This window comes from Longitalea luteola, assembly GCF_017356035.1.
Classification (GTDB): Bacteria; Bacteroidota; Bacteroidia; order Chitinophagales; family Chitinophagaceae; genus Niastella; species Niastella luteola.
The window spans coordinates 1-23,354 of record NZ_JAFIQX010000016.1 but is presented as its reverse complement, the minus strand read 5'-3'; the positions used below and the strand labels follow the sequence as shown (position 1 = coordinate 23,354).

Sequence of the window (23,354 nt, the reverse complement as noted above, 5' to 3'; positions counted from 1 at the left end):
TCTAAACTGTTTGCATATCGAGCAGTGATTTGGTGGTTTTGAATAACGCATTGCCAAACGGAATGCGGGTTGTTCCCTGGTCATTCAGCCATCTTTTGAGGTCGGCACTCAGGGCAGGAACGGCTTTATCTTCTGCACACTGCTTCAGTACGGAGAACCAGTCGAGGAATTCGCTGGTAGAAACGGTTTTCCGGTAGCTCAATACATCGTTGTTCATTCGTTGCCGGAAGTCAATAAACGCGTTAATGGCCTTGCTGATCATTGGGTCAGCGTTTTCCTGCCCGTTGTAATACCTGGCTTTGATGATCTTTTCCAGCCATAATTTAGGCGCATTGGTTTTGAGTTTATCTGCAGAAAACAGGTTGATGTGATGAAATACGCAACGGCGCAGGAATGCATCAGAAAGGTCTTTTTCAGAATTGCTGGTTATTACAATAAAAGGTTTATGCGGATTCGTTCTCGTTTCACCGGTTTCCGTTATGGTAAATGTATTCTGCTCCAGTTCATTCAGCAGATCGTTGGAGAAATCGATATCCGCTTTGTCGATCTCGTCGATCAGCAAAACCGCCTTTTCTTTTTCAGTGGAAGCTTCCATTGCTTTCGCCAGCGGGCCTAACCGCACAAAATTGGCCGGGTCCTTGGCCTTTGCGTCCCGCGCATTGGCTGCATGCAAACGGCCGAGATAATCGAAATCATACAAACCTTCTTTGGCTTTGGAAGTTGATTTGATCGGCCATTCGTAGAATTTTTTGTCGAGCAGCATGTTTTCACCGTACCAGTTAAAAGCTATATCGCGGGCCAGTAACGATTTGCCGCAACCGGGTTCGCCCATGATCAGCAGCGGCCGGTTGATCAACAGGGCTACATTTACGGCCTTTACAAGATCAGCATCAGGGAAATAAGGCTGCAGCAGCTCTGATGTTACGATCTGCTTCCCCTTGCGTTGCGTTGGTATTAGCACGGGTGTTGTTCCCGGGTCACCCTCTTTTTTGCCCAAATAGGGTTTGTGCATCATCTGGTAAAATTTTTAATGTATGAAAAAGTTCATGTTCTTTCAGGTCGCATTTCCTTTTTACCGATTCAAGTACCTTCTTTATTTTTCCATTGTCACTTTCAGAGTAAATTTCTTCCGCCATTGCCAGATTAAGGCCCACTCTGTCCAAAGCATGGTTATCGATCCAGTTTTCAATCTCCTGCTGTTTTAACGGTTCTACCCAGGGTATTGGGTCCAGCTTGGTTTCGAGCTGTTCATTAATGGTTTGGGTCATGTTCTTCAGCTCGGTGAGTTGTTCAGCGGTGCCACCTTCATGTATCAGCATTACAACGATCTTATGCCGGATCCTGGCAGGATTTTCAAATGCCGGGATGGCTGAACATACTTTTTTAACGTTGGTCCAGAAATCGTATACCAGCGTTGGAATATTTTTAAGATCAACCAGGTTGAATTTTATTTTAAGGAAAATATGTTTTTGACTGATAGATTGATTACTGAAAAGAAAGTGTTTTGTTATCAAAGCTCTTGTTATCTGCTCAGGAGAGCTGGTATCGTTTTCTCCCACCTCCCAGGCCAGTGCAGGCCAAAAATCCTTGCTTACATTTGAATGATAGCTGAGCTCCGGATCAAACAGGTTGTCGCGTCTGAAACCATACTCTTCCTGCATTTTTAACAATAACAGATCGATGAGTGTGTTTTCATCTCCTACAACGGCATAACAGGCAAATTTGCATTTATTCCCCTGTGCATAGATCTCGCGCTGCCGCTTATAATTGATGTTTTTGATCGCATTGGTAAAATCCTCGTTCAGTTTACGCTTATTGGCTTCTTTTTCTTCGTCCAGCTGTTTCTCAAGCAATTCCACTCTTTCCATTTCAAGCTTTTGTATCTCTGCTTTCAGGTCGTTTACAATGATCAGCTGTGCTTCATAGTCCTGCTTCAATTCTTCGTCATCCTTAAATTTCGTCAGTCTGTTCAGTTTCTTTTCCGCTTCCTGTAACTCCTTTTTTTTACTGTCCAATTCATTTCCTTTCAATTCCAGGTTGGAAGAGCCTATAGTTAAAATACTGTCAATGGTAATATTGCGGTAGGAGTCGTCTTTATAAAATAAGCCCCATTGAAATTTGTCCGCCTGTTCATCCGGAAAACCTTGAGTCGGGAAGGTGAGGTCCCGTTTACTCATATTAAATCCTTTCTCGTGTAGCACATAATCCTGGTAACCATTCCGGATGTTCACAAAGGATTTGTACAACGTATTGTTCTCCCGGATAAATGAGATGTAGAAGTCCTTTGACAACCGGGCGGCCAATTTATCACCTACTTTCGAGTAGGTCACAATGGCAGCGATAATGCTGTCTACTTTAAACAGCTCTTCGAGGAAGCCATGGGTGCAGCAACCATTCAGGAAAACGATCCTGGTCTTTATAGCATGCAAAACACTGCAGAGGGTGGCAATATTTGCCTGGCCGCCAGGGAACAGTAATGCATGTTCATTCGCATGCCCCGAAAAATGAAAGAAACTGGCTGTATAGCCCTGGAAGGCCGCGGTCCTGTTGATCACGTCCATCACGCTTTTATTTTTATGGTGGTGGTAATCGAAGCTCCGTTTGCTTTTATGTTTTGCATATTCCAGAATATCTGTTACCGCAGCCAGTTCTTCATTAATTCCATTCAGGTCGCTCAACGGATCGGAAAATACCAGTAATATATTGGGAATATCAGCCATTAATTTAACAGTGTTTTGAAATATTGTATAGGTTCATCCAGTTCAAAGTAATTCAGGTGATGACCAGGTATTTCTTTTTGTGTAGCGTTTATGCCGGGGGGTATGGAAAAGATGCTGTCGACGCCTACGGCGATATCATTCTTCACCGGTGGTTTGTACAGCAGTTCACCCACCTGGCGTTTTATCTTCTCCATGATCTTTTTGAACCGGTCACTGTCTTCGGCCGGTACAAAGGTCAATACATTTCCGGCTATGATATGATATTGAGTAGTCACGGGATGGCGCGGTTGCGCATTCAGCAACGCCAGGAATTTGCTGTTAATCGCCATTTGTTCCAGGCTGTTGGTGGCCACTTTGGTTGCTGCCAGCGCTTTATTTACGGCCGACAGTACAGGAGCTGCTGCGCCCAGTAAGGCGCCGCCATAATTGCAGGCGAGGGTAAGGATCGTTACCGTCCAGTCGCGGATCGTGGGAATATCGCCGAGCACCGAACCCGCATTGGGCGTACCAAACATGAACAGGCGGTTCACCCAGCCTGCGGTGCCTTCAATGCGTTCTATCATATAACGGCTTACCAGTCCGCCCATGCTATGGCTGATGATATCAACCGGGGCATCTTTACTTACGCCGGCTTCTTCCAGTAATTCTTTAAGCGTAACGGCCATCTCATCTATTTCCTTATTCAGGTTCTCATAATCAAAGGCCAGGATGGCATCGTACTGCTTTTCGGTTTGTAAGAATTGCATGGCGGTTGCTATGCCTTTTGTATTACCGATGATGCCGTGAATGCATACGGCTACTTTCATGCCTGGTTTGACAAATTTTGGCGGAACTGGATCATATCCTACTTTGCCATTCATATAAGTTACCAGACGCAGCTTACTAAGGTCTTTGCGCAACACTACTTTTACAAAGCAGAACCAGGCAGCGCGCGCCAGGTTTTTTTGGCGCTGCTCGTCTTCTGGCAAAGCGGTTATAGCAATGGAATAATTACCTGCTTGTTTATCCGGAACGCCCAGGCCTATTACCTGGATGATCCCGTCTTCAACGGTCATGGCGAGCAGGCTTTCTTCATCGGCTGGTTGCTCCTGTAAGGTGATCTGCAACGGGTTTTCTTTTGTTACCTGGCCTTCTATGCCATCGACCCAGACCACGGAAGGCAGATTCACTGTTTTGGCAGCATCCAGCTGCACCAGCTCGAAGCCGTTCTCCTGCACAAATTGTTGTAAGATGCCGGCGGGATGTACGCTTTTGGCGTGGGTGGCGACAGGTGATAAACTTGCTCTCGCATTTACGGTAGTATGCGGTTGTATGGTTAGTTTGCCTGCAGCAAAGCTATTGGTGGTATCTATCCTGCCCGAGCGGCGGATCAGTTTTATAGAAAGCGTTTGCACATACCAGTCCTGGTCAATCTTTCCGGGGATCATGAGTGGCCGGGCATCACCAAAAAATTCGTCATTGGCATCGGAAAATCCACCAAAATTCTGGATCAGAAAATCATTGAATGGTTCCTTGCTCACGATCAGCTTAATATAATCGGTAATTTCATCTGCATCACTCAGTATCCGTAATTCGCCACCCTCTGCAATTGTTTGCGGCTGCTGGCTGGTAACCCGTGCTTCGGCAGCCGGGTTGGATAGCGTTTGTATGCCAAAACGGTTGTCCATGTAATATACACCACAATACCATCCATCAACAGAACCGGTTCTCAATCTTATGCGTACAGGTATTTTCTGTTTTTGTTCATCCAGGTAAAGCACGATGTCATTGGGTTGTAGTTCCCATTCACCGGTAGCTTCATTTTGCAGTTCCACTCCAAAATCTATTTTAAATTTCTTCTTGTATTCGGCATCTGTTATGGCATGGTTCTGCATGGCCAGCAGCTGGTGCCAGTCGCAGATCTTGTTGCAGCATTGCATGATATAGTCAAATGCTTTGCCTGATGTGTCTGCAATTTCCTTAATGATCTTTCCGGTGCCTGCCTGGGTGAGCACCAGGCGGTCGCTCTCCAGCTGCAGCACATAGTCGTGGTGTTGGGATGGGGAATTAACAAAAGAAAGCGTTTCATTTTTCAATGGGTTTACATGTGGGATCGTTGGGTCGTCTCCCTGTCTTTTTTGTTTTTCCAGTTGCTGCCACGCTGCCAGATGGGGGGCCGTGCCCGTTACATACATGCAAACTGCCGGCGGCAGGTTCAAAATGGTAGCATGATACACCATATGCGATAATGCTACCGGTTGCAGGCCCGACTTATCCAAACCAACGGCACTGATCTTCACGGTTTGAACCGTGGTGTCGGGATGGTCTTTGTCGTAAAGCCGTACGGCTACGGTTTGCATACTTTGCGCATCGTTGCGCATGCCATGCAGGGCGCCGCAATTCACGGTAATATTTCCATCTGCATCTTTTACTACTTCGTAAACCGGTTCACCCTTTTCTATTTTTGTATCCAGCACTATAGTATTGGCGTCAAAACCGCCTGATACGGCCAGTTGCGGCGTTTGTTTCCGGGCCTTCCGCTTAAGTAAGGTATATACGTGCTCGTACAGGCGGGCATAATTCATATTCACCGGTCCGGCCTGCAGGGCTTCCAGCAACATAGCGGTGAACATGCCTTCGGGGCTGTAATTGCTTTCATAGGCCAGCTCCGTTCTGTCGCAGGCAGATAATGTGAGGCAGCGCACAGGCGGCATTTTCGCTTTGCCATTGGCATCCAGCAATTGTTCGTACCCCTGGCCATTGACAGTAAGATATGCCGACAGCTCCCTGCCCGGATCATCGGCCCGGGCCGGTTCATGTTTGGCGCGGCCCAGCAATGCCTGGTCAAACGCATCAACATTACGGGTAATGGAACCCGAGTGGCAGGAGTCTACGATAACGGTGATATGGGTTTCCGCCGGAACGCGGCTCAGTAACAGGCGCAGTTCTTTATCTGCCAGGTCGAAGCCGCCCTTGCAGCGGCTGTCATACAATACCAGTGTTTCATCCCGGCCTTCGCTGTCCCAGGTTGAAAATGCCGGGTTAGATCTGGCATAAGAACCATGACCACTGAAATAAAATAATACCAGATCGCCTGGTTGAATACCGGGATTGTTGATGAGATGTTTGATAAAATTATCAATCACGTTCTGCCGGGTCGCCTGCTCATTCACTAGTTTTACGACGTGCAGGTCAGTTTCGGCAAATCGTTTTTTCAGCAGTGCTTCTACATTGTTTACATCGTTTACACAACCTCTAAGCGATCGTACCAACGATTGTGGATGATAATCTTTAACACCCGTAAGCAGGGCGAATAAGCGTGGCATAACCGGTTGTTTTTTCAGGTTAAAGAATAGGTGTTGACTGTTTCAGGCGGTGATGCTGTTTACGTGTTGTAACATATCGCCGATGGTAATGGGGGCATCTTTTGTTTTAAGCAGGTTCTTTACCACCGTATTCTCCATATTCTTCTCGGCATTGATCAAAGATTCGAAGACCTTGCCAGAGCTCAATCCGGGCACTGCTTCCGCTGCCTGGTTGAAGAGCTGGGTGGCCTCTTTATTCTTTTTTTCGCCCCTGGCTATTTGTTCAGCTTTAAGCAGGGCCGACTTCAATAACTGCAGTTTATCGTGCCCGATCTCACTGGCATAGGTCGTAATTGATTCCACCACTTCATGTACATAGTTGGAGGTTAATGCATCCCGCACCAGCTTGTCCTGGCCTATTATTGAAGACCTGGCCTTTTGTTCATGGGAACTGCCGTGGTCGCTGGCTGCAATTTCAATATAGCCAAAGTCGAAATCGTCGCCTGCTTCTTTTACCGCTTCGATGGTATGGAACTCTTTAAAACAAACATGTTTGTTGGCTGTAAGCGTTAATGCTTTCGCATTGTTATAAGCATCCCGGTAGGTGCCCGGCTGGCCGATCTGTTTAAACAGCAAAGTGGCGAAATGTTCGGCAATAAATGAGTTGATCTGCTTTTTGCACGAGATCAAAACAAGTGGAGCAGCGGGCGTATTTCTTCTTTTTATTATTTCCTGCGCGAGTGTAAACGTTTCACAAGCATTAAAGAAGACCAGTCCGGCATTCTTGAGATTGGTGTTTACCAGGTCGGCCATCTGCCAGCATTCCAGTTTGTGATTACCCGTTAGTTGCAGACATCCGTCTTCCCCATGCCCGGAATAATAGAAGATATCGATGCGCCTCCCATGTTTATCAAAATTCAGCATGAGCCGTTGCAGGTCGAATATCTCGTCCTTGATATAATACAGTTTGTCGCTGAACACCAGGTCCTGTATAAGGTCTGAGATCTTCATGGCTTCTTCCGACAGGTTGGGAATGCTGTTTTCCATGCTGTTGCAAAACGCGGTATAAATCGTGGGCTTTGCCATTGTGTTGATTTTATTATAATAATGCCTTCAGGGTAGTGGACGCATACGAAGAGGCCTTGATCGCATTTCTGAACTTATCCATGGCGGCAGGGCGGTTGAAATAATCCTGGTCGGCGCCATCGAGGTCGAGGGTGTCGAGGTAATCAAACAAGGCCGGATCTTTATACATCACCTGCATGATCTCAACCGAAAGCATATCCTGTAACTGTTTATCATCGGGTTGCATGGCGGCGGGCATACCCTCTTTGGTGGGCATACTACGGAACCATTGCGAAACGAATTTGCCAATGCCCAGGAAACTGACCGACGCTTCTTCGGCGGGTTGCAGTTCAAGCGCAAGGATCTCATCCGACATATCGAGGGCCGCACTGGCTTTGAGGGAACCATTACCGTAATATTTTTTATAACCGGGATAGTCGATGCCGCCGCTGCGGAACAGTGCCTGCCGCACTGCTTCTGCCTGCTTCCAGGTGCCTTTGTATTTTTTCTCCTGTAGCTGTTCGCGGTTAAATAAGATCCACAACGCCGCTGCTGCCGCAATTTGCGGGGTGGCCGAGGATGTGCCGCCGCCGGTGCGCGAGAAACGGTATTTGTAGTCGGGATTGTTATTCGCCCAGGCCAGGTTGGGCGTATAAGCTGCGAGGGCTGTTTGCATGGCCCGTTCGGGTCCCCAGTTGCCCTGCATGGTATCACCGCCTTCCGAGCGTAGTTTCATTTCTTCTTCGTTGGCGGCAAGATCATAGGGCTTTTCATTGTAGCACACCCCACAGGCAGCAATGACCCGGTCGAACCGCGCAGGATACATTACGGCTTTGGGCGTTAGTTTGCTGATGCCTCTTGTCCAGTTATTACCGGCTGCCGTAACCACTACTACGCCGGCTTCATAGGCTTTATTCACTGCCTGGGCTACGCGCCGCGTGGGATAACCGGCCATTGACATGGTGATCACTTCGCAGCCCATTTCCAGGGCATATTCTATGCCGCTGGCCACATCATTTGCATTAAAGGAATTGTACACCGTATCGCAGATGCGTATAGGAACAATTCTGGCAAAAGGAATGGCGCCAAAGAACCCTTCGTATGCGGCATACGAATCCGCTTTTTGAATATAATTGCCTGCCAGGATGGCCAGGGTAGCAGAGCCATGCCCATCCTGCTCCAATGGTTTTATGCGGTTACGCGGCACATCCGTTCCTTTATTATCGGCTTCGCCGTTCACGAAGCTCGTTCCGGCATCGGCCATGATATATTTTGGCGTGGCGGGATGGGTGGGAATATAACCCGTATCAATATGGGCAATTCTGATCATGTCGTGCGGCACATTGTTCAGCTCGTGTGTTAATTTCAGTTTCTCCCTTACCCGTTCTGCTGCAGCCTTTAATTGGGAATGATTGTCATCGAGGTGCCAGATAAATTCATCGATGCCCAGGGTGGCCGGCGGTTTGGGCCAGCCCGACATATAATTGTTATCGCCGGCTGATTTTGACAGCGGTGTTTCTTTCAGGTATTTGCTTTTTATATCGGGCTCAACAAATACCTGTGGGTGCGCCGCTTTCAGTTCAAAGTATTCTTTGTAGGCGCTATCCCACGCCGTAGATGGATCATCCGGCGTTTTTGTTAAATAAATGGAAGTATTGGCTGTTTCGTCGCGTTTCATTCGTACGGCCGGTTCATAGGTTGCCTTTACGGCTGGCTGGCTTTTTCCAAAGTCAATAATGATATTTTCTGCAGCAGCCGGTTGTGCCGTATGATGGTCAGGGATGAAAAAGCTGAACTGGCTTTTGATAGCGCCGGTCTGTAAGATCTTTTCTTTCAGGAAAAGGTCAGCGCCATAGCCATACGCCCTGATCGTGGGGTGTTGTATCTTGGGGATCAGCTTCAGGATCTTGTCATGCCAGTCTTCATAGCTGGTGATCTGTTTGTTCATGGACAACACCTTTCTAAGGGTGCTCGTGAATAAACCAAAGCCATCCCATTCGCAGGCTTTTTCTTCATCGCGGCAGGCCGCCATTAACAGTACACTGGCCGCCACATCTTCTTTTATCACCAGCGGTTTGTGTGTGGCCGTATAATATTCCTGTTTATGTTTGTGCGCGGTGGGAAATGTAATTTCCTTGGGGGCGTAACGCTGCACCAGCTGCATTTTATTGAAGACCTCGGTCATTAACCGTTCCATTTCTGCATCTTTTTCTGAATCAATGACCCGCACCGCCGATTCACTATGGCAGCTATCCGCGATCACCAGGATGCGGACCCCTTTTTCAAACTGGCTGAAATGTTCCCACAGCTCGTCATCAACATACTGCCGGTCGTACAGGCACCAGGTTTCGTCTACTTCATCAGGTTCATCAAAATTCAGGTCCCTGATCTGGCCGCCATGTCCTGAATAAGTGATCAGAAGGAAATCGCCGCTTTTTAAGTTCTTTTTGTAATGTTTAAGGTGTTTGTCGAGGTTGGCCGAGGTGGGCATTTCTGAATTGGGACTGCCTGAAGACAATAATAGTTTCCGATCGGTGATACCGGCTTTTTCAGCCATTTCGCTATAGAACAGCGCATCATTTTCGCAGCAGAACAATTGGCCGTTCCAGCCTGAATAATGATTGGGGTCTACTTTGTTCAGGCCAATATGAAGGGAGCAGGCATTAGGCATGTGTTATTGTATTAATGGTTAAAAAATTTGCTGATCTCAAAAGTGGTGAGACCAGGCGGGCAGATTAGTGAATAAAAAAAACTCAGATAAAAAGTGCTTGCCGAATAGCGGGATTTGAACTATCGAGATTACAAAGATTTGTGTGTATAAAATCAGGTGTTTTTCACGTATTTTTCAATGCCTTATTTTAGTAAACGGGTTGGCGAAGAAAAGTTTATTTAATATATAGTACGATGCCTTACCAGGCCACCAGGAAGTGGCACAGCTGTTCAGCAGGCAGGATACCACAGGCTGGTTGGTTGAATGGGATGGTGTAATATCGGTTGGTAAAGTGATGACCAACAATTGAATTCAGTTTTATTATAATTTTCGACGGGCGCTTAACCGAATGTTTGCCAGATATGAATGTTTGCTATCGCTATTGGTTGTTCGTATTATTAACGATCCCCTGTGTGTCAGCGGCGCAGAGGTTTTCATTCACTGATAAAGAAAAAGGTTTACAAATAGTATATAGCCGGGATGGCCCCAGGCTCGATTCCATTGCAGCGCATCTGCTGGCGAATGATATCAAGCTCGTAACGGGTCGTCAGCCGGCGGTGATCACTCACATGGCAGATGCAAAAGGCAATGTGATCGTTATTGGAAATATAGCTTCTGCGCTTGTACAACAATTCACAGGAAAACAATCTTCGCTGGTTAGGTCACTGCAGGGCAAATGGGAAAGTTTTGCATTGAAAGTGATTGATCAACCAACTGAAGATATTTCGAAAGCTTTTGTAATAGCCGGCAGTGATGCCCGCGGAACGGCCTATGGCGTATTTACCCTGGCGGAAAAAATAGGGGTATCGCCCTGGTATTGGTGGGCCGATGTGCCGGTAAAAAAACAAAAGACATTTACTATTGAACAACAGGAATACATATCTGCTGCACCAGCCGTACAATTCCGCGGTATATTTATCAATGATGAAGACTGGGGATTGCAGCCCTGGGCGGCCAAAACCTTTGAACCGGAGACGGGTGATATTGGTCCGAAGACTTACGCCAGGGTATTTGAACTGTTGCTGCGGTTAAAAGCCAATCTTATCTGGCCGGCCATGCATCCCAGCACAAAAGCGTTCTTTCATTATCCGGAAAACAAAAAGGTTGCAGAAGACTATGCCATTGTGATTGGTACTTCCCATGCAGAACCGATGTTACGCAATAATGTTGATGAATGGGATGAAAAGACCATGGGACCCTTTAATTATATCACCAACAAAGAAAAGGTCTACAACTACTGGGAGCGCCGCGTTAAGGAATCAACTACCATCGATGCATTGTATACCATGGGCATGCGGGGCGTGCACGACAGTGGTATGGAAGGCGTGAAGAGTAATAAAGAAGCCGTACCGTTACTGGAGCGGATCATAAAAGACCAGCGAGGTCTGCTGGAGAAACACCTCGCAAAAAAAGCTGATAGTATTCCTCAGGTGTTTACGGCTTATAAAGAGGTGCTGGACATTTATGACAATGGATTGAAGCTGCCTGATGACATTACGCTGGTGTGGCCTGATGATAATTATGGGTACATCCATCGATTAAATAATGAGAAAGAGGCGAAACGCGCCGGCCGTTCAGGAGTATATTATCATGCTTCTTATTGGGGCAGGCCACATGATTATCTTTGGTTGTCTTCGCTGCATCCGGGCCTGATGGCAGCAGAAATGACGAAGGCCTGGCAAACCGGCGCCAACAGGTTATGGGTAATCAATGCAGGCGATATCAAACCGCTGGAATATAATGTGCAGCTGTTCCTCGATATGGCTATGGATCCGGAAAGATTTGCCCCGAGCGCAGCCGTTAAACGACACCTCGGCAATTGGGTAAGCAGCCAGTTTGGCTATGAACAGGCAGCAGCAATTACGAATGTGTTGTGGCAGTATTATCAGTTGGCTTTTGAAAGAAGACCCGAGTTTATGGGCTGGAGCCGCACGGAGCCAACGACAGAAACGACACATACGGAATACAATCATTTTTATTTTGGAGATGAAGCACAACAGCGTATCAACAGATATGAAGCGCTGGAAGGAGTCGTTAAAAGCATCCGGAAAAAAATGCAGGGCGACAAAGCGGATGCCTTCTATCAACTGGTATATTACCCGGTGATGGGCGCCGCCTGGATGAATAAGAAATTTTTGTACCGGGATAAAGCTGTATTCTATGCCCAACAGAACCGGTTAAGCGCACATGATTATGCCGCCAGGTCAAAAGCCGCTTACGACAGTATTGTAAACGAAACAGATTATTATAACAGCCAGATGGCAGGCGGTAAATGGAAAAACATGATGTCGATGAGACCGCGCGATCTGCCGGTCTATAAGGCGCCGGTGATACCGGAAATTGCTATTGATGCATCGGGCGGCTGGAGCATTGCACCGGAAGGTTTTGTTACAAAAGATTCTTCCCTGGTTGATTCAGCCCATGCGATGGCCTTGCCTGCTTTTGATAATTTGAATCAGCAACGATACTTCATAGATGTGTTTTTAAGTGATAAGAAGCCGGTAGCCTGGAAAGCGGTTGCATCCGAAAAATGCATCCGCCTTTCAGCAAATAACGGAACATTGGAGGCTGCACCCGGAAAAAACGAACTGCGCATCTGGGTAGATATCGCATGGAACAAGACGGCTGAAAATGCATTTACAGGTAGTATTGTTTTTGAAGGGAATGGCAGGCAGGTGGAAGTGAAGGTACAAGGTCAACGGTTGAAGGAGCCGGGACAGTTGAATGACCTTACAGCAATAGAAAACAATGGTTTTGTGTCAATGCATGCCAAAAGCGCTGTTACTTCCACGGGAAGAGCCGGATATGGCTGGACTCGCCATCAGGAGGAGCTGGGCTATACCGGACAGCTGCTGGAGACGGAACATGCCGGCATGTATTCCAAACCGGCGTTTACTCATCCGGATACGATAAAAATGAAAGCGCATTATGCGGCGTATGATTTTTATACTTTTACGACGGCAGCCCCAAAAATCATTGTGCATACATTGCCTACCCATCCGATCAATAACCTGTACAGTTTGCGATATGGGGTATCAATCGATGATGGCCCCGTAACAGTTGTTGATCTTAAAACGGTGGGGCGAAGTGAAGAATGGAAACGGAATGTATTAAGCAACCGGGCAGTACGCGAGATCTCGTTTCCTTTATTGCAAAAAGGACGTCATACATTACGGATTTACGCAGTTGACCCGGCCGTACTTGTTGACGAGATCCGGATCGATCTGGGTGGTTTAAAAAAGGCATACAGTACCTTGCCGGAAACAATCCCTGCCGGTAAAAAAAAGAAATAACTGCTGAATTAAATATATGAAGATGCTACGATTAGTCTGTCTGTTGCTCATTGGTTCAATCCTGCTTTTTTCTTTTAATAAAGAAAAGGGACCCGTAGTTATCAAAGAAATAAAAGTAAAAGCGCCATACGGAACGGTCACACTCAGTGTGCCCGATTTCAGTAAGTGCATCCGCATCAACATTGCAGAACTGGGCGCTGTAAAGGGTGATAAGGAAAAAACATCCGCCGCCATTGCCGCTGCTATTGATAAGGCCAGTAAAGCCAGAGGTGGGGTAGTGGTGATACCTGAAGGAGAATGGCTCACCAAAAAGATCCATTTTAAAAGTAATGTTAACCTGCATCTCGATAAAGGGGCAGTGCTGGTGTTCAGTGAAGACCCGAAAGATTATCTGCCGGCTGTGCATTCCACCTGGGAGGGTATGGAGTGTATGAATTATTCACCGCTGGTATATGCGTATCAATGTAAGAATATTGCCATTACCGGTGAAGGTGAGCTGAAAGCTACCATGAATGTATGGAGCAAATGGTTCCCCCGGCCAAAAGCGCATATGGAAAGTATCAAGCGCCTGTATGATCTGGCCTGGAACCGGGCGCCGCTAAAGGACCGGCAAATGGTGAATGATACCGCCAACCTGCGGCCGCAGTTCATTCAGTTCAACAGAAGCGAGAACGTTTTGTTAGAAGGAGTTACTATTACTAACAGTCCGTTCTGGACAATTCACCCTTACCTGGCAAAAAATGTGGTGATCCGTAATATTAACGTGTATGCACATGGACATAACAACGATGGGGTAGACCCGGAGATGAGCCAGAACGTATTGATTGAAAATTGCACCTTCGACCAGGGCGATGACGCCATTGCCATTAAATCGGGTCGAAATCCCGAAGGCTGGATCCTGAAAACGCCATCAAAGAATATTGTGATCCGCAACCTTACGGTAAAGAATGGGCATCAGTTAGTGGCCATAGGCAGTGAGCTGTCGGGCGGTATTGAAAATGTGTTTATCGACAGTTGTACGGTAGTGGAAGGCGCCAAGTTATACCATTTACTTTTCATCAAGACCAATGAGCGTATGGGTGGTTACGTGAATAATATCTATGCTACGAATATCAGGTCTGGCAAGATCGACCTAGGCGTCTTAGGCATCGAGACGGACGTATTGTACCAGTGGCGCAACCTGGTGCCTACCTATGAAAAAAGGTTGACGCCCATAAAGAATGTGTTTCTTGAAAATGTTGCAGCCGGCGACGTCAAATTCGTAGCCCGGATACTGGGGCAAAAGGAGTTACCGGTAGAGAACATATCGCTAAAAAATGTGACAACAGGCGCCATTCTCGAAAAAGAATATATTCAGGAGAATATTGTGAAATTTAGTAGGAAGTAAAATATAGTTACAGCTTAGTTAAGCGTTAGCCCGATGAAGTATGTATTATGATGAAATCTTATTGAGCACAAACTGCACCCGTTCCGCAACAGTGACCAATGGAAGAAGGATGATCTCATAGCCAAGTTTTGCATATAATTCCGACATCGCATGAAAGGTAGCTATGGCTTCCTGCAGCGATTGTTTACGCTCGGTATCCTGGGTATAGATCTCTGGCCAGGGCGGCGCCAGGAACACCAGTTGGTTATACCGGAAAGAATGAGCAGCCTTTTCGATATGCGGCGGCACAGGCAGTTTGTTCAGAAGCAGGTAGCCCATGACATCGGGAATGCCCCTGTCGAACAGGATGGGCCCTTGCATCAGCTGCGCTTCACGGTAGGAACGCATATCCCAGCAGAGCATGAGTTCTGCAAAGGCGGGCGGGTTTTGCCAGGGCAGGGCTGTGCCACCAATGGCCAGCTGATCCTGGATGATGGAGCGGCCGGCTTCGGGCATGCATGTAAGACCGTGGTTGCTGAGCGCTTGTAAGAGCGCCGTTTTGCCGGAGCCGGGGCCACCGGAGATGATGTATAAGTTATTGGAAGGCATTTCGACTGTAATATGCTGATTTTTAATGGTTCTATTGGATTTTGGCGGGCAGAAAGTTAAAAAGGTATAGTTGACACCAGGAATATGGAGGAAAACGGGATGCCGGCTACTTTGCTTGCTTCAAGATTTAACCAATAGGTAATGCCAGTTATAATTTCATTGATTTTGACGTGTATTTCTACGCGCGGATATTACTTCAAAATATTGAATTAAAAATGGTTATGTAGAAAAAATATTCAAACTAAATTTTTCAGATTTTTTTGTCAGTTTAATTGCTACCCCTATTTTTGCCCCGGAGAGATGGCAGAGCGGTCGAATGCGGCGGTCTTGAAAACCGTTGACTGTAACAGGTCCGGGGGTTCGAATCCCTCTCTCTCCGCAAAAATCAATTACAAAAGATACTAAAAGCCTGCAAATTCTTGATTTGCAGGCTTTTTTGTTTTTCGGCGATTTCAAAACGTAGCAAAACATGTCAAACTCCTAGTGAGTGATCCAGTGAGTGGCGAAATCCGTCGAAAAAATCACTCACTGAGCGTTTAGTAACTTGTTGATAATTAAGTTGTACTACTATTAGACATCTTGACTTTTCTTCAACGCAATTAGATATTTGATAACGTTTTAAATGTTGAGTGATGTTGGAAAAAAGTGTAGCATTTCTTTTCTTTTTAAGAAAACCAAGCCCATTTAGAAAAGGACCATGGCTGGTAATGCTTCGGATCACCGTTGATGGTATTTCAAAAGAATTGTCTTTGAAACGTACCTGGGAAACTAGTAGATGGGATAGCGGAAAACAACGAGCCGCAGGTACAAAGGAAGATGCAAAAGCACTTAACGTCTACCTTGATCTGATACTTGCCAAAGCACAAGCAGCAAGGACGAAAATGATAGAAAAGGACCAGCACATTACAGCTCAGGGAATTAAAGATGTACTTTCAGGTTCAGCGGAACGCCGCAGAATGTTCGGACTGGTTTTCCAGGATCATAACAAGGAAATGGCGGAACTGATAACAAAAGGGGAATATAGTCCTGCAACGCTGGAACGATTTGAGACCGCTAAAAAATTCTTCTTTGACTTTTTACTGTTCAAATATAATATAGGCGATGTCAACATTCATTCGCTTAACCTGGAAATGGTAAAAGCTTTTTATATATGGCTCAGATCAAAGCGTAACTGCAGCCATAATACCGCCACCAAATATATTACTAACGTAAAAAAAATAGTGCTTTTGTGTGTGAAACATGGATGGCTTCAAAATGATCCATGGGCGCTTTTTGACATGACCTTAGAGGAAGTGGATACAAAGTTTTTGACGAAAGAACAACTGGAAAGGATCATTCACAAAGAAATGCCTGGTGAAAGATTATCTGTTGTTAGAGACGTATTTGTGTTCTGTTGCTTGACTGGTCTTGCATACAAGGATCTAGCAGCATTAAAATCTACTGAACTAAGTATTGGTGTTGATGGCAAGATCTGGATTCAAAAGCGCAGGAAAAAATCTACAACTGCTTTTAAAGTCCCACTGCTTCCCTGGACATTGGAAATTATTGGTAAATATAAGAATCACCCCCGTTGTATTGCAACTGGAGCTGTGCTTCCTGTGCTCAGCAACTCTAAATACAACGATTATCTGAAGGAGGTTGCGGCGATCTGTGGCATTGATATAGAGTTGACAACGCATGTTGCCCGTCATACATTTGCAACAACCGTCGCACTTCTTAATGGCATTACTCTAATCGCCTTACGGGATATGCTTGGTCATAAGAAAGTTTCTCAAACGGAACATTATGCGAAGGTATTGCCAATCATGATCAGCACCGAAATGAACGAACTCGAAAAGAAGTTGGAGAACGAACTATTTAATTGTGAAAAGAGAACCATGACAAAAAATTATTGAAAACAAGGATTGGTTGTGCCCAGGACTGGATTCTTTATGTACTGGACGTCAATATCTTAAAGCTGCTGCTTGTCAAATGTTTGTCAGAGACTTCTAAAAGAGCAATTAGGCGTGCTGGTCTTTGTTCTTTTTTGCCACTTTCTGCCTGTCAAGCCAAAAGTAAAGAATTATTAAAAGTAAACGAGTCATTACTCAACAATTTCTTTCCGGGATCGCATGTTCGTCTTTTACTTTGGATAATGAATGACCGTTATCACCGTTTAATATGTTTTTTGGTAGTTTTTTTAGTATTATATGCAAGATGTTTTGACGACTGAATTCCTGATCAGACAATTTTTATTACCCTCACCGTTAATGTATGAAAAGAAATAAAAAGGCAAATTTACGCTTACGAAAAACGAAGAACGGTGGTGAAACGGCGTGCTACTTATATCAAAAAATATCAAAGAATATCAAATCTCCGGCGAGTAATTCGGTGAGTTCAAATTGGCACTTCTTTTGAAGTCACCAAATATATCGTAACTTATTGACAGTCAAATAAATGAAATTTTTTTGACTTTTTTTGATAGGATTCGAAATGTTTTCGAACCTGCGGACTGAGGGAAATGATACCAAATTATGGAAAGCGACTGGTGATTTAAATAATCAGGTAACTGTTCTGGATCAGGTTAATAAAACAGTTGATAAGTATATAACTATGGAAGGGGGATTGAAGACAGTCAATGCATTTAATAATGGTCAGTTTACTAGGGATGATTTGGTGAATTTTGTGTTTGATGGTTCGCTTCCAGGAGGTACAAGTGTCAATGATATGTTCAATTCAACGGCGATTTTAAAAAATCTAAATATTATGTTTTATGGTATGCAAATAATTAATGGCAGCGAAGGGAGAATAAATGGAAGGCCTGGAGAGCCTTGGGACAATACCATTCATACTGTTAAAGTAAGTAGTCAAACGGTAAATACTTATAATCAATTTTTAGATACCTATAAAACTATAAACCCGGTAAATAAAAATAATTTAAGTAATAGTGGGGATAGTAAGCAGTAATTAATGAAGGCCAAGGGGTAAATTGTCAGGATAATTTAAAGAATTATAGTTATGAAAAGAGATAGGTTGATTGTTATTGAAATTTTGTGTTTAATATTTGCATTTGAAATGACTAACGCACAATCTCAACAGGTATACTTTAAGTCAGTGACAAAAAAGCTAATGAGTTGCTTAATTAAGAATGATACTGCAGGTATACATAGTTTATTTGATGAGGATAAACGTTATTACGAGCTAAAAGATGATATTAAAAAAGATGGTGAACTTATAAAAACGATTATTAAGAAATACGGTAATGGCATATTAGACAGTGTGCATTTGGAAAAGGGAAAGAATAATGAAAATGTTGTAGTGGTAACGCTCTTAAATGTGCCGGATTCTTCCATGAATCTCAAAAAGTGTGAATTGGTTGTATTCTTCTATCCCGATAGGTTTTTGCCTTATTCCAAAAAAATACTAAACTATATAATTGCAAAAACTTTATTAAATGAGCCCAAGCCGACACTTATTAAAGCGCCGTTTTAATGATGAAGTGGTACGGTAAATTGCCCCTGAAGTCATTGATAAAAACTTAGTCCAACCACTAAAATACCATAAACTTTATAATAAAAGAATTCTATTCCTCCTGACGCTCTTGTGCCTGCAAAAACATCTATAATGTCACAAACATCTGCTTGCGCTAGGTCGTAATGTGGCAATTTTACTGATAACAGTAATAATAATATATGATAACTACTAAAGGAAGTCTTAGCGGGCTTCCTTTTTTATTTTACCCCATTAAAATGCTTTACATGACAACGGAACTCAATACTGAAAATCGGGAATATATATATATCACTTGGCAGTACCAACAGCTCAATTTTGGCCTTCTGGGTGGGCTTAGGTTGAAGGGCTGGAAAGAATGCGGGTAACCCTGAAAGTAGAATACAAACAACAGGCAATACGGCATAACCTGGATTTGTATAACAACGAAAGCCTGGATAAACTGGTACGCCGGTGTGCTGAAAGGTTTGCACTAGGTACAGCTTACCTGGCCGCTGCGTTTGCCACCCTGATGAACGTACCGGCTGGATCAACTGAAGTTACTGGCGAAAGAAAAAGAACCGTTAAAGCAACTTTCTGAGGCAGAAAAAAAGGAAGCAGTAGAATTTTTGAAGCAACCAGCACTTTTGCAAAGTACCAATCAATTAATTGGGCAAAGTGGGGTAATTGGGGAAGAAAATAACAGGTTACTGATGTACCTGATATTTACCAGCAGGAACAGTGAAGAACCACTGCATGTTATCAGCCTGGGGAGTAGTGGTACAGGTAAAACCCATTTGCAGGAGAAAGTAGGGGAGCTTATGCCGGTGGAAGATGTAATCCAAATCACCAGCCTGTCAGAAAATGCATTATATTATTTCGGTAAACAGGAGCTGAAACACAAACTGATCCTGATTGAGGATCTGGATGGAGCAGGAGAGGTGTTATACCCACTCAGGGAACTGCAAAGCAAAAAGGTGATCACCAAAACAGTGTTATACAAAAATCAGGCAGGAGAAGCACAAACTGTTCACTTACCGGTGGAAGGTCCTGTTTGTGTGGCAGGTTGCACTACAAAAGAATCGGTTTATGAGGATAACAGTAATAGGAGTTTCCTGGTACACCTGGATGAAAGCCATGAGCAGGATGAAAAGATCATGCATTATCAGCGAATAAAGAGTGCTGGTAAAATTGATTTCAAGGAGCAGGCAAGGGTTAAACAGCTTTTACAGAATGTGCAACGGGTGTTATTACATATTACAGTAAGAAATCCCCATGCAGAACTGTTGCAACTACCACCCACTGTTTTCAAACCAAGAAGAACTAATGCCCATTACCTGGCATTTATTGAAGTAATCACGTTTTTCCACCAGTATCAACGTGAACAAAAGAAAGATGAATCTGAAATTACCGTGACAGATATTAAAGAAGCTAACCAGCTAATGAGTGAAGTATTACTGCATAAGAGCGATGAACTACTAGGTGTCTGTAGGAACTACTATGAAGGATTAAAACAGCATCTACAGGAGCAACTAAAGGATAGTTTTACCAACAGGATGATCAGTAAAGAGGTGCGAATGCCTATTAGCACAATAAAACGCCATAACTTTATGTTGACCGGATTGGTAAAACCGTGGTGAAAGCAGGATCGATGATAATGGAGTTTACTACCTATTCTTAAATCGACAAAATAAATCATATGTTTTGTAGGTCTATATAGCGGGCAAAGATTTTCGGATGGTGAATTTGTTAATATCGATAAGCGAATTATTGAATGCTAAACTGATTGATAGCGGTTATGTGGAAATGAATGGATATTCAATAGAACTTCGAGCAAATGAAGATTACGATAATGATATATCAAAAGTTTTTCCTGACGGCTTTTTACACTTCCCCTTTTGTCTGGAAATAGATATATCGGAGAGTGTTAGTGAAAAAGAGGCTTCGAGAGTAGTGTCCCAAATTTTAGTTTTTTTATGGAAAAATAATTGGTCAGCGATTGCATCTTGTGACTTCGAAAATTTGTTGCCTGAAAATGGTGGTTATATGAGTAGAAATACCATGGATTAGCTAGCTGTGAATTGATTAATAGAAATTAATTGAAAAGAATGGAATGCTTTGATAAAAACATTAGTATTATCATAGCTTATAAATCATTTTTGAAACAAATTCTTTTTAACCTGGTCCTAGTAATGGCGCAAATGTCCGCTTGTACCAAGATGCCAAGTGCTGGTGACCAGGACTATTCTCGATGGCGGCAAAAACCAGGTGCACTGTTGGCTAATCGTAGTAATGTTTTGTTATTAGCGACAATAATTTTCTGTTCAAGCAGTTCTTCCCACAGATCGCCTTTTTTTTCGCAACCTGGCGCTTATGCTGTCCATGGTAAAAGCATAGCGGTCTAGTCCTTTTTTTACTTCTTTCCATTCCAGCGGCGTACTTACCAAGGGTTGATGAGAAGGCCGGATGGAGTAGGGCGCCGCCAACGTATCTGCATAATCATTCTGACCGGCATCAATATATACTTTATCGCCGCGGTTACTGATGGATTCCTGCCGGGTACTGATGCGGGGAACAAGTTCATGTATTTCGTCGGCCAGTTTGTAAGCCAGGGCACGAGCCTGCTGAAAGGACATGCCACTGCAGGGAATATAAATATGTAAACCGGTCTTGCCACTGGTTTTTATAAAACCGGTCAGTTTTCGTTTATCCAGTACCTTTTTTGCCGGCGATGGCCACTTCAATAGCCCTGGCAAAGCCGTTGGTTTCTGCTTTTAAAAGCGCTTCTTTCTTTAATGCTGGTTCAATGGTTGGGTCCAGGTCAAGCCATAAATAATCGGGCTCTTCAATATTGCTTGTTTGTGATACCCATACATTTACATCTACACAACCCAGGTTAACCAGGTAGATCAGGGTCTCCAGGTTGTTGCATACCAGGTAATCAATTTGACTGCGTTTGCCGGCTTTTTTCACGCGCCGGCGATCTGTATAAATAGCGGCGCAATCCAGCTGCCGGTTCTCCATGTCTTTGATAAAAGTGCGCGGCCCGCCGGCATGGGTGAGTTTCAGGTTTAGTGACTGGGGACGGTCTTTCAGGTAGGGCAGAATATAACCGGCCATCTGGCTGTAGTAGATCAACAGTTTTCCCTTTGGAACGCCTTCCGATAGTTCCCGCTCGAGGTTGTGAACAGGGATGGTACAATGGGGCATTTCAAAAGGCTGCCAGCTGGTGCCTGCCTGTTCTTTATCCACTTTGTCCCAGCCACTGTCTTTATTGAGGTAAGGGTGCTTTTTTGAGGTGGCGGCTTGCCGGGGCTTTTCTATTTCGCTGTTTTGCTTTTTGCAGGTATTGTTTTAGCGGCTGCGGCTGACGCGGTTTCATTTTTTGAGCGCTTTTACCACCGGGATAATAACGTCCTTTGGATCCTTATCTTCCCGGAAACCCTTACAGGTGGCTGGTTTGCGGATCCTGCCCGATTCGGTCATTTCGGAATACTCGAAATTGGCCACCAACTCGGGTTTCACCGAGTGATCACGGCTCCTTTTGTATCGAGCACTTTATTAACAAAGGGTGAGTTTTCGATCTCCCGGGCTTTTAACTGCTTTAAAATGCCCGGCATTTCCTTTTCCTTAAAACCGCCGCCGCTGCGGCCTAACCATGTCAACTTTCCCTTGTCAGGGCCTTTACCAGCAAGGGATAGCGGTTGGTATAGTTCAATCCGCCCACGACTCGAGGCGCACCTTGGTCTTTTGCACATAGGCGGTGATCCGGTACCCATCCCATTTCACTTCGTAGAGGTATTGCTCATTATTTATAACGCCTTCAGACAGCGTAGCCAGCATGGACCGGATGGAATGGGGCATGGCCGCTTTTTTGCCTCGTTTGATTAAATGATTAATTGGTTCGCGACTTCTTTGAAGCGAACGCTTCTTTTTGTGTTGGGACCGTGCCATATATGTCAGATACTAAAAAAATGCGACAGGGGTTGACAGGAGTCTTTGCGTGGTGTTTGTTGTTCGAATTAAACATTCGAAGGCAATTAGGGCATATAAATTCATTCAAAGGAAACTAATCAAATACAAACTGTACTTATTCAATTTTATATTAAGGAAGTTCTTTATATTCGGAAACGACTGTAAAAAGTATTTGCCCCCTCTGGGTTTATATTTTGACCTGGCTGTAGAGCCAGGTTTTTTTCTGGGTGACCATCTCAACGACTTGCGACGTATTGGCGAGAGTTTCCAGCCAATACACTACTTATAGGCTAGGGCAGTAAATCTTGTTTAATCGCCGCTGCATAGATCATAAACGGCTATAATAAACAATCGATACTACGATTACTAATAACAGCCATGAATTTAATTATTTTCATATCCATAGGCACGGCATACTCTGGCACTGGAAATCTCGACTTTGTTATTAGATTTAGAGCGCTGGTTTATCAATTACTCTATTATTTGCTCGACTTCGATGACTTCTTGCCAGCGGATGCGGTTTTTGAACCGGACTTACCAGCGGCTTCTAATATTGAGATAAGCAGGCTATTTAACTTGTTTGCCGAGCTCCTCTTGCTACATGGAAAGGACGAGCGGCTTTCCGCGTTATTGTCCGGGGCTGCTTATAGAATGAGAGGGGTTCAGGCCGAGTTAGTGAATATGAAGGAAAGTGAGCTCCGAGATCTGTTTCGCCCAGAAATTGTGAAGTTTATTAAGGAAATTAAAGAAAGTGATAACATTGTTATACAACTGACTGTCTAATACGGAAGTCAATGGGCCACCCATTACGGAGGATAGCGGGCCAGCCAAAACGGCGCATGCTGGGCCAACCGCAATAAGCTT

Annotated in this window: 19 protein-coding genes and 1 tRNA gene; 9 read left to right on the top strand and 11 right to left on the bottom strand. The window is 44.6% G+C overall.

Annotated elements, in window-relative coordinates; translation table 11 throughout:
• Position 1 precedes the first annotated feature (1 nt).
• From JUB15_RS26625 to JUB15_RS26605, 5 genes are read right to left on the bottom strand one after another with little or no spacing between them, the layout of a single operon-like run.
• A complete protein-coding gene (locus JUB15_RS26625; protein ID WP_207515710.1) occupies positions 2-1,015 on the bottom strand; it encodes an AAA family ATPase in 1,014 nt (337 codons plus the stop codon).
• A complete protein-coding gene (locus tag JUB15_RS26620) occupies positions 978-2,720 on the bottom strand; it encodes a coiled-coil domain-containing protein (RefSeq protein ID WP_207515709.1) in 1,743 nt (580 codons plus the stop codon). Before JUB15_RS26620 ends, JUB15_RS26625 begins: the two co-directional genes overlap by 38 nt.
• Positions 2,720-6,025, bottom strand: a complete 3,306-nt coding sequence (locus JUB15_RS26615) for a DUF7379 domain-containing protein (RefSeq protein ID WP_207515708.1) — start codon at positions 6,023-6,025, stop codon at positions 2,720-2,722. The genes JUB15_RS26620 and JUB15_RS26615 overlap by 1 nt, the downstream gene beginning before the upstream one ends.
• 42 nt (positions 6,026-6,067) lie before the next feature.
• Entirely contained in the window at positions 6,068-7,090 is a 1,023-nt protein-coding gene (locus JUB15_RS26610) for a hypothetical protein (RefSeq protein ID WP_207515707.1), read from the bottom strand.
• A 13-nt stretch (positions 7,091-7,103) separates the two neighbouring features.
• A complete protein-coding gene (locus JUB15_RS26605) occupies positions 7,104-9,740 on the bottom strand; it encodes a S8 family serine peptidase (RefSeq protein ID WP_207515706.1) in 2,637 nt (878 codons plus the stop codon).
• A gap of 401 nt (positions 9,741-10,141) precedes the next feature.
• Here JUB15_RS26605 and JUB15_RS26600 point away from each other — a divergent pair, with 401 nt between their 5' ends.
• Together JUB15_RS26600 and JUB15_RS26595 are read left to right on the top strand one after the other, a co-directional pair.
• A complete protein-coding gene (locus JUB15_RS26600; protein WP_207515705.1) occupies positions 10,142-13,072 on the top strand; it encodes a glycosyl hydrolase 115 family protein in 2,931 nt (976 codons plus the stop codon).
• Positions 13,073-13,094: 22 nt separating this feature from the next.
• Positions 13,095-14,459: a glycoside hydrolase family 28 protein gene (locus JUB15_RS26595; RefSeq protein ID WP_242696530.1), complete on the top strand. Its 1,365-nt coding sequence runs from the start codon at positions 13,095-13,097 to the stop codon at positions 14,457-14,459.
• Between the two features lie 45 nt (positions 14,460-14,504).
• On the opposite strand, the gene JUB15_RS26590 is transcribed toward JUB15_RS26595, so the two are convergent.
• Positions 14,505-15,047: an AAA family ATPase gene (locus JUB15_RS26590; RefSeq protein ID WP_207515703.1), complete on the bottom strand. Its 543-nt coding sequence runs from the start codon at positions 15,045-15,047 to the stop codon at positions 14,505-14,507.
• A 294-nt stretch (positions 15,048-15,341) separates the two neighbouring features.
• Here JUB15_RS26590 and JUB15_RS26585 point away from each other — a divergent pair.
• The 6 genes from JUB15_RS26585 to JUB15_RS26560 all read left to right on the top strand — a co-directional run bounded on the left by JUB15_RS26585 (position 15,342) and on the right by JUB15_RS26560 (position 20,585).
• Positions 15,342-15,426: transfer RNA gene (locus tag JUB15_RS26585), tRNA-Ser, on the top strand.
• 253 nt (positions 15,427-15,679) lie between these two features.
• Positions 15,680-16,942: a site-specific integrase gene (locus JUB15_RS26580; protein WP_207515702.1), complete on the top strand. Its 1,263-nt coding sequence runs from the start codon at positions 15,680-15,682 to the stop codon at positions 16,940-16,942.
• 562 nt (positions 16,943-17,504) lie between these two features.
• Complete coding sequence (locus JUB15_RS26575) at positions 17,505-17,993, top strand: hypothetical protein (RefSeq protein WP_207515701.1); 489 nt, start codon at positions 17,505-17,507, stop codon at positions 17,991-17,993.
• 51 nt (positions 17,994-18,044) lie between these two features.
• A complete protein-coding gene (locus JUB15_RS26570; RefSeq protein WP_207515700.1) occupies positions 18,045-18,518 on the top strand; it encodes a hypothetical protein in 474 nt (157 codons plus the stop codon).
• 542 nt (positions 18,519-19,060) lie between these two features.
• Entirely contained in the window at positions 19,061-20,155 is a 1,095-nt protein-coding gene (locus tag JUB15_RS26565) for an MTBMA_p00010-related P-loop-containing protein (RefSeq protein WP_500778638.1), read from the top strand.
• A gap of 130 nt (positions 20,156-20,285) precedes the next feature.
• Entirely contained in the window at positions 20,286-20,585 is a 300-nt protein-coding gene (locus JUB15_RS26560) for a hypothetical protein (RefSeq protein WP_207515698.1), read from the top strand.
• A 254-nt stretch (positions 20,586-20,839) separates the two neighbouring features.
• Here the strand turns inward: JUB15_RS26560 and ligD (JUB15_RS26555) are convergent, their stop codons facing one another.
• From ligD (JUB15_RS26555) to JUB15_RS26535, 5 genes are all read right to left on the bottom strand, one after another.
• Positions 20,840-21,271, bottom strand: a complete 432-nt coding sequence (gene ligD / locus JUB15_RS26555; protein ID WP_207515697.1) for a non-homologous end-joining DNA ligase LigD — start codon at positions 21,269-21,271, stop codon at positions 20,840-20,842.
• Positions 21,222-21,767, bottom strand: coding sequence for a non-homologous end-joining DNA ligase LigD (gene ligD / locus JUB15_RS26550; protein ID WP_207515696.1), 546 nt, complete (start codon positions 21,765-21,767; stop codon positions 21,222-21,224). Before ligD (JUB15_RS26550) ends, ligD (JUB15_RS26555) begins: the two co-directional genes overlap by 50 nt.
• A gap of 126 nt (positions 21,768-21,893) precedes the next feature.
• Positions 21,894-22,040 (bottom strand): hypothetical protein, encoded by a 147-nt coding sequence (locus JUB15_RS26545; RefSeq protein ID WP_207515695.1) that lies wholly within the window; start codon positions 22,038-22,040, stop codon positions 21,894-21,896.
• Entirely contained in the window at positions 22,037-22,180 is a 144-nt protein-coding gene (locus JUB15_RS26540) for a hypothetical protein (RefSeq protein ID WP_207515694.1), read from the bottom strand. The genes JUB15_RS26545 and JUB15_RS26540 overlap by 4 nt, the downstream gene beginning before the upstream one ends.
• Before the next feature lie 49 nt (positions 22,181-22,229).
• A complete protein-coding gene (locus JUB15_RS26535; protein ID WP_207515693.1) occupies positions 22,230-22,379 on the bottom strand; it encodes a DNA ligase-like domain-containing protein in 150 nt (49 codons plus the stop codon).
• A gap of 489 nt (positions 22,380-22,868) precedes the next feature.
• Here JUB15_RS26535 and JUB15_RS26530 point away from each other — a divergent pair, with 489 nt between their 5' ends.
• Positions 22,869-23,273, top strand: coding sequence for a hypothetical protein (locus tag JUB15_RS26530; RefSeq protein ID WP_207515692.1), 405 nt, complete (start codon positions 22,869-22,871; stop codon positions 23,271-23,273).
• Positions 23,274-23,354: the final 81 nt, after the last annotated feature.

What these genes read in the sequence shown, in the direction of transcription:
- JUB15_RS26625 (WP_207515710.1), bottom strand. Translation starts at nt 1,015, where the DNA reads ATGATGCACAAACCCTATTTGGGCAAAAAAGAGGGTGACCCGGGAACA.
- JUB15_RS26620 (WP_207515709.1), bottom strand. Translation starts at nt 2,720, where the DNA reads ATGGCTGATATTCCCAATATATTACTGGTATTTTCCGATCCGTTGAGC.
- JUB15_RS26615 (WP_207515708.1), bottom strand. Translation starts at nt 6,025, where the DNA reads ATGCCACGCTTATTCGCCCTGCTTACGGGTGTTAAAGATTATCATCCA.
- JUB15_RS26610 (WP_207515707.1), bottom strand. Translation starts at nt 7,090, where the DNA reads ATGGCAAAGCCCACGATTTATACCGCGTTTTGCAACAGCATGGAAAAC.
- JUB15_RS26605 (WP_207515706.1), bottom strand. Translation starts at nt 9,740, where the DNA reads ATGCCTAATGCCTGCTCCCTTCATATTGGCCTGAACAAAGTAGACCCC.
- JUB15_RS26600 (WP_207515705.1), top strand. Translation starts at nt 10,142, where the DNA reads ATGAATGTTTGCTATCGCTATTGGTTGTTCGTATTATTAACGATCCCC.
- JUB15_RS26595 (WP_242696530.1), top strand. Translation starts at nt 13,095, where the DNA reads ATGCTACGATTAGTCTGTCTGTTGCTCATTGGTTCAATCCTGCTTTTT.
- JUB15_RS26590 (WP_207515703.1), bottom strand. Translation starts at nt 15,047, where the DNA reads ATGCCTTCCAATAACTTATACATCATCTCCGGTGGCCCCGGCTCCGGC.
- JUB15_RS26580 (WP_207515702.1), top strand. Translation starts at nt 15,680, where the DNA reads ATGTTGGAAAAAAGTGTAGCATTTCTTTTCTTTTTAAGAAAACCAAGC.
- JUB15_RS26570 (WP_207515700.1), top strand. Translation starts at nt 18,045, where the DNA reads ATGAAAAGAGATAGGTTGATTGTTATTGAAATTTTGTGTTTAATATTT.
- JUB15_RS26535 (WP_207515693.1), bottom strand. Translation starts at nt 22,379, where the DNA reads ATGCCCCATTCCATCCGGTCCATGCTGGCTACGCTGTCTGAAGGCGTT.
- JUB15_RS26530 (WP_207515692.1), top strand. Translation starts at nt 22,869, where the DNA reads ATGAATTTAATTATTTTCATATCCATAGGCACGGCATACTCTGGCACT.